Raw genomic sequence first — 10,280 nt, 5'->3', positions numbered from 1 at the left:
GGTCAGCAGCTCGGCCTGCCGAGATGCCTTGCGTGCCTGTCTGGTTCGCTTCGTGGCCAGGTCGACCAGGGCCGCCACCGCGACGGCGCCGGCACCGCACCGAGGATGCCGTCCAGCAGCCTGGCCAGCCCGTAGTCGAACGCGCCGTCCGGGTCGGCGGGCGCCTGGTACAACTCGCCCACCGCCGCGCCGACCCGCGATGCCAGCGGGAACTCACTCGGCGGCATGATCTCGGTGAGCAGCGGACCATGCACCTCCCACCAGCGTGTGTCGCTCATCCTGCGCGTCTCGCGGGCGGCGGCGACCGCCATGCGCGCGTTTCCGGTCGCGAACTCCGACAGCACGGCGATCACCCGATCCATCACCACGTCAGGTAGGCCGATTCCGTCGATCGCGGCGAGCTGCCGTTCGTAGCGGCGCATCCGTCCCGGGCCGAGTACCAGGCGCCACGGGGGTACCTCGAGCAGCCAAGGGTGCGCGATCAGTTCCGCCCGAACCTGGCGGGCCACTGTCGCCATGCGCTCGCGCGGGGGAAGATCACCCGGAATGGGTGCGTCCTGCTCTGCCACCGCGTCGACCATGAGTATCGTCAGCGCCTCTTTGCTCGGCACGTACGTGTAGAGACTCATCGGTCGTAGCCCCAACTCCGCCGCGATCGCGCGAATGGAGACCTTCTCGTAGCCCTCCCGGTCCGCGAGTGCGACCGCTGCCGCGACCACCGCGTCGACGCTGACGGTCTGCTTCGGGCCGCGTCCCGCGGGACGCAGGGGAAGCTCGTGCCGCCACAGCAGGCTCATCACATGTTTCGCCTGTTCGACAGAGATTTCCTCGCTCACGACCGCTCCTGGTGGACGCTCGGCTGCTCGCTCACGACTGCGCCTCGCTCGCGCTCGGCTTCGTCGTGCGCGAGGGCGCGCTGCGTCCTCGGTTCACTCGCTGACGCTCGCTCACGGCACTCCTCGGAACAAATCCAGTACGGTGTACGTTGTCACGATACTCCGTACGGCATACGTTGATTTGAAGGGGTGCGCTCTGTCCAGCACACACGCCACTTATCTGCCGGATCGGCACATGTTCGCCCTGTGGACGTGGGCGGGGCTCGGCGCCGGACCGGCCCCGCGTGGCCACGGCGACCACGAGACACTCGCGCTGGTCCTCCCGGTCGGCGCCGACGGCGCGCTGGAGGTCACCGATGTCGACGCCGCGCTGGTGTCCCCGGAGGATTTCGCGGATCTGGCGGTCGAGCATCCAGGACATTCGACCCTGATCTGGCAGGACATCGTGCGCGCCACCCGCGCCGAGCCGGCCACGGAAGCGCTCGACGACCCCGAGCTGCCGATAGCCGCCCACGCCGTGCCGGATGCGTCCGGCACCTCCATCGTGTCGGCGCGGCGCGCGCTGCGGGCGCTGCGTGACACCGAGGCCGCGGCGGCGGACCTGCGTGCGACGCTGAAGGCGCGGCTGCGGCCCTACCAGGCACGCGGGGTCGCCTGGTTGCGCGAAACCGCGGACGCGCACGGCGGCGCGGTGCTCGCCGACGAAATGGGGCTCGGCAAAACCGTCCAGACCATCGGCTTCTTGCTCGGCCGCGCCGATGCGGGGCCACAGCTCGTGGTCTGCCCGACCTCACTGGTCGGCAACTGGGCGCACGAGATCGGCCGGTTCGCACCGGGGCTGCGCGTGGTCGCGTGGCGCGGCGGCGAGATCACGCCCGACGCGGCGACGGTCGTCGTCACCGGTTATCCCACCTTGCGGCTGCATGGACGGCTGTTGACCGGACAGCGCTGGGCGACAGCCGTCTTCGACGAGGCGCAGGCGGTGAAGAATCCGCGTACCCAGGTCGCGAAAGCGGCGCGGGCGATCGACTCGGCCGCCACGATCGCGCTGACCGGCACGCCCGTGGAGAACCATCTGGACGAGCTATGGGCGTTGCTGAACCTGGTGGCGCCACGGTTGTTCGGGCACCGGACGCAGTTCCGGCGCCGATTCGTGCGGCCGATCCAGGATGGGTCGGCGACCGCGGCGGCGCGGTTGCGCGACACCATCGAACCGGTCGTGCTTGCGCGCAAGAAGAGTCAGGTCGCGGCGGCGCTGCCCGCGAAGATCCACAGCGACCTGCTCTGCGACCTCACCCCCGAGCAGGAGCGGCTCTACGATCAGCTGCTCGCTCAGGCCGTCGACGACGGATTCGGCGCGGGCATCGAGCGTCACGGCCGCGTGCTCGCCGCGCTGACCTCGCTCCGGCAGGTGTGCAACCATCCCGGGCTGGTCACCGGCGAACTCGGCGAGCTGGCCGGCCGATCCGGAAAACTCGACCTGTGTACCGACATCCTGGCCACCAATCTCGACACCGCCAGCCCCACCTTGGTGTTCACTCAGTACCGCCGGACCGGTGAACTGCTCGTGCGCCATGTCGCCGAACAGTTCGGGGTGACGGCGCCGTTCTTCCACGGCGGGCTGAACCAGGCCGAACGCGCCGCGATCGTGTCCGGGTTCCAGACCGAGGACGGGCCTCCGATACTGGTGCTGAGTCTGCGCGCGGCGGGCACCGGACTCACGCTGACCCGCGCCGCCGATGTCATCCACTTCGACCGCTGGTGGAACCCGGCCGTGGAGGCGCAAGCCTCCGACCGCGCCCACCGGATCGGCCAGACCCGCACCGTCACCGTCACCACACTCACCTCGGCCACGACCGTAGAGGAGCACATCGCGGGCGTACACGACCGCAAGGCGGCCCTGACCGACCTCGGCGACGCGACCGGCATCGCGGCGCTCGCCGCGCTCGGCGACGAACAGCTCATCGAGATCCTGCGCCGCAAAAGGGAGAACTGATGGCGGACAACGAATTCGGCTACACCGCATGGGGCATGGACTGGGTGCGCCTCGCCGAGCCGCTGCGCCAGACCAGACCCGATCCGCTGCTCCCGCGCGCCCGCAGCATCGCACGCAACAACGGCGTGCAGTTCACCGTCGAGGGACGGGTCGTGCGGGCCACCATCCATCGTGGCGGTCAGGCCTCACTGACCCACCTGGAAGTGGCGCCGCTGACCAGGGCCACGATCACCGCCATCGCCGCGATCGTGCCGGACCCGTCCGTGCTGACCGACGACATGCACCGCGCGATCGCAGCGGCGGGAATCCCGCTCGCGCCGGTCCTGGCGGGCACCGACTGTTCCTGCACGGCACGATCGGCGCGGTGCGTGCATGTACTCGCCGTCCACTACGCGATGGCGCGCAAGGTCGACGAGAACCCCCGTCTCGCCCTGGAGATCCAGGGCTATTTCGCCGCGGCCCCGCGGGATCCGGGTGTCTCGGCGCCACCGGCACGATGGACGCCGCTCGGCGCGCTCGATCCGTCGCGGTTCTTCACGACAGCGCCGACCTGAGCGGCTCGGCGCGGTCGGTCGCGCGCTCACTCCGGCCGTCTGGCCCGGAAGTCGAAGTCATCCCGATCGGCGCGCATCGGCCCACCGATCCCCTGGCGCGGCAGGTGGCCGACGCGGCCGATCGGGCCGACCCGCGCACGCTCACGGAGTTCGGCACCGCCGTCTCCGCCAGCTCACGCACACTGGCCCGGCTGTTCATGTCCGAAATTGGTATCAGCTTCGGACGGCTTGTCCATCCAGGCGCGTGACGGTGCTTCGCTGGCCGAACTCACCGCGTCCATCGACTGCGCCATGGCCGCCTGGCCCGTCCCCAGCTGACCCTGGATCCCCTGCCGCACCGCTACTTACGGCGCAGGGCCGCGATGCGCTCGCCGAGTTGTTCCGCGGTGGCCAGCGCGGTCGGCGGGCCGCCGCACTCGCGCCGCAGTTCGCCGTGGATCACGCCGTGCGGTTTACCGGTGCGATGGTGATGCATGGCCACCAGGCTGTTGAGCTCGCGGCGCAGTTCGCCGAGCCGGTCGGCGGTGGCGACCCGCTCCGCCGCGCTGGCCACCTGCGGACCCGGCTCCGGCTCGGTCACGGCCGCACCGCGCTCGGCGACCTGCTTCGCCTGCCGCTCGCGTAGCAGCGCGCGCATCTGCTCGGCGTCGAGCAACCCCGGGATGCCCAGGTAATCCGCTTCCTCGTCGCTGCCGGCGAAGGTGGCGGTACCGAACGAGGAGCCGTCGTAGATCACCTGGTCGAGTTCGGCATCGGCGGCCAGCGCGACGAAGGACTTGTCCTTCTCGCCCGGCTCGTCCTGCTGCTTGTTGGCCTCGATCAGCAGGTCGTCGTCGAGTCCGTTCTGCTCCCGGTGCGGCTTGCCGATGACATGGTCGCGCTGCACCTCCAACTGAGCGGCCAGATCCAGCAGTACCGGCACCGACGGCAGGAACACGGTCGCGGTCTCGCCGGGCTTGCGCGCACGCACGAAGCGACCGATCGCCTGGGCGAAGTACAGCGGCGTCGCGGCGCTGGTGGCGTACACACCCACGGCCAGGCGCGGCACGTCCACACCTTCCGACACCATGCGCACCGCGACCATCCACGGCTGGGTGCTGCTGCTGAACTCCGCGATCCGGTTCGAGGAGGACGGGTCGTCGGAGAGCACCAGGGCCGGCTTCTCGCCCGAGATGTGTTCCAGCAGTTCGGCGTAGTCGCGGGCACGATCCTGATCGGTGGCGATCACCAGGCCGCCTGCGTCGGGCATGCCAGAGGCACGCTTCTGACGCAGCCGGATGTCGGCGGCGCGCAGCACGGCCGACATCCAGTCACCCGCCGGGTCCAGCGCGGTGCGCCAGGCCCGGGCGGTCTGCTCGGCGTTGAGGGGCTCGCCGAGGCGTGCGGAGTACTCCTCCCCCGCGCTGTCGCGCCAGTGTGCCTCGCCGGAATAGGCCAGGAAGACCACCGGCCGCACGACGCCGTCGGCGAGCGCCTCGGCGTAGCCGTAGGTGTGGTCGGCGCGGGACTTCGGGAAGCCGGACTCATCGGGCTCGTAGACGACGAAGGGGATCTGGCTGTCGTCACTGCGGAACGGCGTACCGGTGAGCGCGAGGCGGCGGGTGGCGTCGCCGAACGCCTCGGCCGTCGCCTCACCCCAGCTCTTCGCGTCGCCCGCGTGGTGGATTTCGTCGAGAACGACGAGGGTCCTACGGTTTTCGGTGCGCACGCGGTGCCGGAACGGATGCGCGGCGACCTGCGCGTAGGTGACCACGACACCGTGGTAGTCCCCCGAGGTTGCTCCGGTCGAGTTGGAGAACCGCGAGTCCAACGCGATCCCGGCGCGAGCCGCGGACTGCGCCCACTGGTGTTTGAGGTGTTCAGTGGGCGCGACGACGGTGATCTGGTCCACGGTGCGGTCGGCCAGCAGTTCCGCCGCGACGCGCAGCGCGAACGTGGTCTTTCCCGCCCCCGGGGTGGCCACCGCGAGGAAGTCCCGTGGTTTGGTCGCCAGATACTTCGTCAGCGCACGTCGCTGCCAGGCACGGAGGGAGCCGCCGGCGGCGGTGCTCGCTGTTTTCGAATCGCCCGGCGCGCCCGCTTCTCCCGCCACAGCGGTGCCACCCGACCCAGTCACGCAGACGACCCTAGCGGCCCGGCACGGCGTGTCGCCAAACCGACGCGAAAGGCGCGACGGGCATCACACGGCCACCAGCCAGGACGCTGGAAGTTCACCCGATGCGCACCGACACGTCGCACCCGGACCGCGATGCGCATCCCGGAAGTGCGCGATGCTGTATGCACGATGACCGATCACCGCGCCCTCCCGGGCGATCCGCCACGGACCGACGCACCGCCGGCCCGCACCGTAACGGTGCGCACGCGGTCCTGGGCCGATCGGGCGGGCGCCGGAGCGGCGCACGCGAGCAGGCATACGGTCGCGCTGGTCGTACGGGTGGCGGAGAAGGCATGGGGGAACTCGATCTTCGCCAAGTCGGCCGCGGCGGCGTTCTGGCAGACGCTCTCGCTGGCGCCCCTGTTGCTCGGAGTGCTCGGCAGCCTCGGCTACGTCGGCGGATGGTTCGGCCCGGACACCGTGCAGATCGTGGAATCCAAGATCATCGCGTTCAGCCAGGAGTTGTTCCCCGCGAGCGTGGTCTCGGACCTGATCGAGCCGACGGTGCAAGACGTTCTCGGGCGGGGCCGCGGCGCGGTGGTCTCGGTGGGTTTCGTGCTGTCGCTGTGGGCCGGGTCGTCGGCGATGGCGACGTTCGTCGACGCGATCGTCGAGGCCCATGGTCAGCAAGACGCGCGGCACCCGGTGTGGCAGCGCATCTTCGCGCTGTTGCTGTACATGCTGTTCCTGGTGGCGGCGGTGCTCATTCTGCCCTTGGTGGCACTGGGACCAGCGCTGATCGGGCGGGTACTGCCCGCGGCGTGGCGGGCGACGGGACTTCAGCTGCTGGATTTCTTCTACTACCCGGGCGTCGGCCTGCTGCTGATCGTCGGGCTCACCACCCTGTACAAGCTGGCGCTGCACGCCTCCCTGCCGTGGCACCGGCTCTTCTGTGGCGCCCTGGTGGCCGGAGTGTTCTTCATGGCGGCGAGTGAGCTGCTGCGCCGCTACCTGTCCTGGGTCACCAGAACCGGCGTCACCTACGGCGCGCTGGCGACGCCGATCGCGTTCCTGTTGTTCACGTTCTTCCTCGGCTTCGCGGTGATCCTCGGTGCGGAGTTCAACGCGGCGGTGCAGGAGTTCTGGCCTGCCCGCGCCACACGCATGGAGCAGGTGAAGGAGTGGATCGCCAACCAGGTGCGCGGCGAAAGCGGCGCGAGCGCGGAGGCGCCGGCCGAAGACGGCGCCGCGACCGACCCGGACGACGCCCGACCCCGCCGGTCCCTGGCCGCGCTCGACCGGCGGGGAGTGTCGTCCTCGTCCCCGGAGTAGGGCCCGGCCTCAGTCGCCCTTGCGTAGGCCCTCGTAGACCTTCTTGCACTCCGGGCACACCGGAGAGCCGGGCTTGGCCGAGCGGGTCACCGGGAAGACCTCGCCGCACAGCGCAACGACGTGGGTGCCGAGCACGGCGCTCTCGGCGATCTTGTCCTTCTTCACGTAGTGGAAGAACTTCGGGGTGTCGTCGCCCGTCGTCTCGTCGGTCGTCGTGTCCGGGCGAACCATGGTGTCGGTGCTCACGCATTCCATGATGCCGCATCGCCGGATCAGTGGCCGACCACGGCGGCCCATGCCGCACCGAGATAGCGAGCGGTCATCCGGAGCCCGGTCTGTGCGTGGACGGGCCACTAGTGGAAGACTCAGGGTATGCAGCGCAACGGCGACTCCCCCTCCGCCGACGGCCGCGACCGCGAAGAGCACCCCGGCGTGACGGTGCCGCAGCAGCCCCGTCGTTCCTCCGGATATTTCCCGGGCAGTGACGACAAACACCCGGCGCTGATCACCGAGGCGGCGCCTTCGCTGGAGGATCAGCACCGCGCCCGGGTGCGCCGGTACACGATCATCATGGCGTTCCGCATCCCCTGCCTGGTCCTCGCGGCGATCGCCTACAGCACGTTCGGCAATCCGCTGCTGTCCATCCTGATCATCGTGGCGTCCATTCCCCTGCCCTGGATCGCGGTGCTGATCGCCAACGACCGCCCGCCTCGCCGCAAGGACGAGCCGAGCCGGTGGGATGGTCGCCGCACCGCCATCGAGTCCCGCCCGCACAACGCCATCGACGGCTGAGTCCACGGCGTTCGGCCAGCCGGAGTTCCCACCTGACGAGCCGCACCGGCCGTCCACCGCATCCTGTCGTGGTGGACGTAGACCGGCAGAAGATCCGATGTCAGGATGGTTGCGGGGCGCGCCGCACCACCGCCGACATCACCGCGGCCGCGCCACATAGCGCGCCCGCGAGATACCAGGCCAGGTCGTAGCTGCCCTGGAGGTCACGGATGACGCCCGCACCGGTGGCCGCCACCGCCGAGCCGATCTGGTGGGAGGCGAACACCCAGCCGAACGCGACGGGGGCGTCGGCGCCGAACAGTTCGCGGCACAGCACGACCGTCGGCGGCACCGTGGCCACCCAGTCCAAGCCGTAGAAGACGATGAACACCCACAGGCTCGGCTGCGTGTCCGGACCCAGCAGCGCGGGCAGGATCAGCAGCGACAGACCGCGCAGCGTGTAGTAACCGATCAGCAGGTAGCGCGGATCGAGCCGGTCGGTCAGCCAGCCGGACGCGATGGTGCCCGCCACGTCGAAGATGCCGACGACCGCCAGCAGGCTCGCCGCCGTAGTCGGCGGCATGCCGTGATCGTGCGCCGCGCTGACGAAATGCGTCCCGACCAGCCCGTTGGTCGACGCGCCGCAGACCGCGAAGCCTCCTGCGAGCAACCAGAATCCGGGCCTGCGGGCGATCGTGCCGAGCACGGTCAGCGCACGCGAGGCGCCACCGGCCGCGGGCACGCGCATCCCGGCGGGGCTGTCCGGCTCGGCCCCGTAGGCCCGCACGCCGACGTCGCTCGGATAGTCGCGGATGAACAGCAAGACCAGCGGCACCACGGCCAGCGCGGCGCCCGCGACGATCAGCGAGGGCAGCCGCCAGCCATGCGCGTGCGCCAGCGCCGACACCAGCGGCAGGAAGATCAACTGCCCGGTCGCGCCCGCGGCGGTGAGCACGCCGGTGACCAGGCCGCGCTGGCGCACGAACCACCGGCCGGTGATGGTCGCCACGAACGGCATCGACATCGAGCCCACCCCGACACCGACCAGCAGGCCCCAGGTCAGGATCAGGTGCCAGGGCTGGGTCATGAAGACCGTCAGCCCGCTGCCCGCCGCGACCAGCACCAGCGCGCAGGCCACTACCTTGCGGATACCGAAGCGATCCATCAGCGCCGCCGCGAACGGCGAGATCAGCCCGTACAGCAGAAGATTCAGCGAAACGGCCGTGCCGATGGTGCCGTGCGACCAGCCGAACTCCTCGTGCAGCGGGTCGAGCATGACGCCGGGCACCGACCGGAAGGCGGCGGCGCCCAGCAGTGCGATGAAGCCGACACCCGCGACGAGCCATGCCGGGTGCAGGCGGGTGCGGGGCGGGGAGGCGACGGGAACCGGGATCGGCGTCTGCAGTTCGGTCACCCGCTGAGCCTGCCGGAAGGTTGCGTCCGCAACGAGTGGCTGGAATGCCACATAGCATCAAATTCGCGCCATTCGGCGGACGCCGTTTTGTGCTCGACAACATGCGCGCCTGTCCCTAATGTCGCATCGAAGCCGTCGCCACGACGATCCGCACTTCGGTACGTTGCGCCGAACAGACAGGAGTGAACATGATTCGGTGGATCTGGGTCTTCCTGGACCGCCCGACGCAGCGCTTCGACGATTGCGCGAAGTTCTGGTCCACGGTCACCGGCACCCAGCTCTCTCCTCGACGCGGCAGCAACGAGGAGTTCCTCACCCTGCTGCCCGACCCGGCGCTGTTCGCCGCCGCGAGCGTCAAAATGCAGGCGGTGACCGGTCTCGGCGGCGTCCATCTCGACCTCGACGTCGATGACATCCCCTCCGCCGTCCGCACCGCGCTCGACCTAGGCGCCGAACTGGTCGCCAACCACCCCGACTACGCCGTGCTGCGCTCCCCCGGCGGCCAGACGTTCTGCCTGACCCCGAGCGGGCGCGCCACGAGCACGCCCGCACCGGCCGTGCGGGCACCCGACGGCACGCTGTCGCGCCTTGACCAGGTGTGCCTCGACATCGGCCCCGCCGATTACGAGGTCGAGACCCGCTTCTGGACGTTGCTGACCGGCTGGACATTCCAGCCCGGACGGCGGCCGGAGTTCGCCCGTCTGCGCGCGGACGAGCAGTTGCCCGCGCAGCTGCTGCTGCAGCGTCTCGGCGAGAACCGTCCGCCCGGTGCACACGTGGACCTGGCCGCGGAGGACATCGAGGCCACCGCGGCCTGGCACGAATCTCTCGGCGCGACGGTGGTGCGGCGGCATGAGCACTGGATCGTCCTGAGCGATCCCGCCGACGCGCTGTACTGTGTCACCGCGCGCGACCCGAACGGCGTCTGAATCAGCCTCCGGCACAACTTTTCCCGGCCGCAAGTCGATCTCCCTTTGTCCACGGAACCGCCGACACGCACGGGACACGCGCATCCATCGCACGTGAGTTGCCTTGCGCCCATGATTTTTCCGTCGGCCGCACGACCGTCGCGCACTCGGATGAACCACCGCGGCGACTGACAGCTCATCGGAGGCAGCCCCATTGGCGGGAAAGGCGCACTCGCCACCAACGGCGTCGGAGGCGGTTCGTCCCCCGACGGGATGCGGCGTGACTCGGTTCTCCGTATTGCCGGGCTGGTAGCCGATCGGCGAGACGGTGCGGGGCAGTCGACAAGCACGGGTCGGCGGGGCACGGCCGATTG

General features: G+C 70.1%; 9 protein-coding genes. 5 read left to right on the top strand and 4 right to left on the bottom strand.

Going from position 1 to position 10,280, the window contains the following annotated elements; genetic code table 11:
• Positions 1 to 2 precede the first annotated feature (2 nt).
• Positions 3 to 797, bottom strand: a complete 795-nt coding sequence (locus AB0M45_RS11760) for a TetR/AcrR family transcriptional regulator (protein WP_364326260.1) — start codon at positions 795 to 797, stop codon at positions 3 to 5.
• Positions 798 to 1,071: 274 nt separating this feature from the next.
• Here AB0M45_RS11760 and AB0M45_RS11755 point away from each other — a divergent pair, with 274 nt between their 5' ends.
• Together AB0M45_RS11755 and AB0M45_RS11750 are read left to right on the top strand one after the other, a co-directional pair.
• Positions 1,072 to 2,832 carry a DEAD/DEAH box helicase gene (locus AB0M45_RS11755; RefSeq protein WP_364326184.1) on the top strand — a complete coding sequence of 587 codons (1,761 nt, stop codon included), beginning with the start codon at positions 1,072 to 1,074 and terminating at the stop codon, positions 2,830 to 2,832.
• Positions 2,832 to 3,386 carry a hypothetical protein gene (locus tag AB0M45_RS11750; protein ID WP_364326182.1) on the top strand — a complete coding sequence of 185 codons (555 nt, stop codon included), beginning with the start codon at positions 2,832 to 2,834 and terminating at the stop codon, positions 3,384 to 3,386. Before AB0M45_RS11755 ends, AB0M45_RS11750 begins: the two co-directional genes overlap by 1 nt.
• Positions 3,387 to 3,726: 340 nt before the next feature.
• Here AB0M45_RS11750 and AB0M45_RS11745 read toward each other — a convergent pair whose 3' ends face one another.
• Positions 3,727 to 5,478 (bottom strand): DEAD/DEAH box helicase, encoded by a 1,752-nt coding sequence (locus AB0M45_RS11745; RefSeq protein WP_364326257.1) that lies wholly within the window; start codon positions 5,476 to 5,478, stop codon positions 3,727 to 3,729.
• Positions 5,479 to 5,670: 192 nt separating this feature from the next.
• Between AB0M45_RS11745 and AB0M45_RS11740 the strand changes: the two genes are divergently transcribed.
• Positions 5,671 to 6,813 carry a YihY/virulence factor BrkB family protein gene (locus AB0M45_RS11740; RefSeq protein WP_364326180.1) on the top strand — a complete coding sequence of 381 codons (1,143 nt, stop codon included), beginning with the start codon at positions 5,671 to 5,673 and terminating at the stop codon, positions 6,811 to 6,813.
• A gap of 9 nt (positions 6,814 to 6,822) precedes the next feature.
• On the opposite strand, the gene AB0M45_RS11735 is transcribed toward AB0M45_RS11740, so the two are convergent.
• Complete coding sequence (locus AB0M45_RS11735) at positions 6,823 to 7,059, bottom strand: DUF3039 domain-containing protein (RefSeq protein ID WP_364326178.1); 237 nt, start codon at positions 7,057 to 7,059, stop codon at positions 6,823 to 6,825.
• A 126-nt stretch (positions 7,060 to 7,185) separates the two neighbouring features.
• On the opposite strand from AB0M45_RS11735, the gene AB0M45_RS11730 reads away from it, so the two are divergent.
• Positions 7,186 to 7,605, top strand: a complete 420-nt coding sequence (locus AB0M45_RS11730) for a DUF3099 domain-containing protein (protein WP_364326176.1) — start codon at positions 7,186 to 7,188, stop codon at positions 7,603 to 7,605.
• Positions 7,606 to 7,705: 100 nt separating this feature from the next.
• On the opposite strand, the gene AB0M45_RS11725 is transcribed toward AB0M45_RS11730, so the two are convergent.
• Positions 7,706 to 8,998, bottom strand: a complete 1,293-nt coding sequence (locus tag AB0M45_RS11725; protein ID WP_364326174.1) for an MFS transporter — start codon at positions 8,996 to 8,998, stop codon at positions 7,706 to 7,708.
• Between the two features lie 188 nt (positions 8,999 to 9,186).
• Between AB0M45_RS11725 and AB0M45_RS11720 the strand changes: the two genes are divergently transcribed.
• Positions 9,187 to 9,927 (top strand): VOC family protein, encoded by a 741-nt coding sequence (locus AB0M45_RS11720; RefSeq protein ID WP_364326171.1) that lies wholly within the window; start codon positions 9,187 to 9,189, stop codon positions 9,925 to 9,927.
• The last annotated feature ends 353 nt before the right edge of the window (positions 9,928 to 10,280 follow it).

The organism is Nocardia sp. NPDC051787 (assembly GCF_040681325.1).
Classification (GTDB): Bacteria; Actinomycetota; Actinomycetes; order Mycobacteriales; family Mycobacteriaceae; genus Nocardia.
This window is presented reverse-complemented; position numbering and strand designations above follow the sequence as displayed.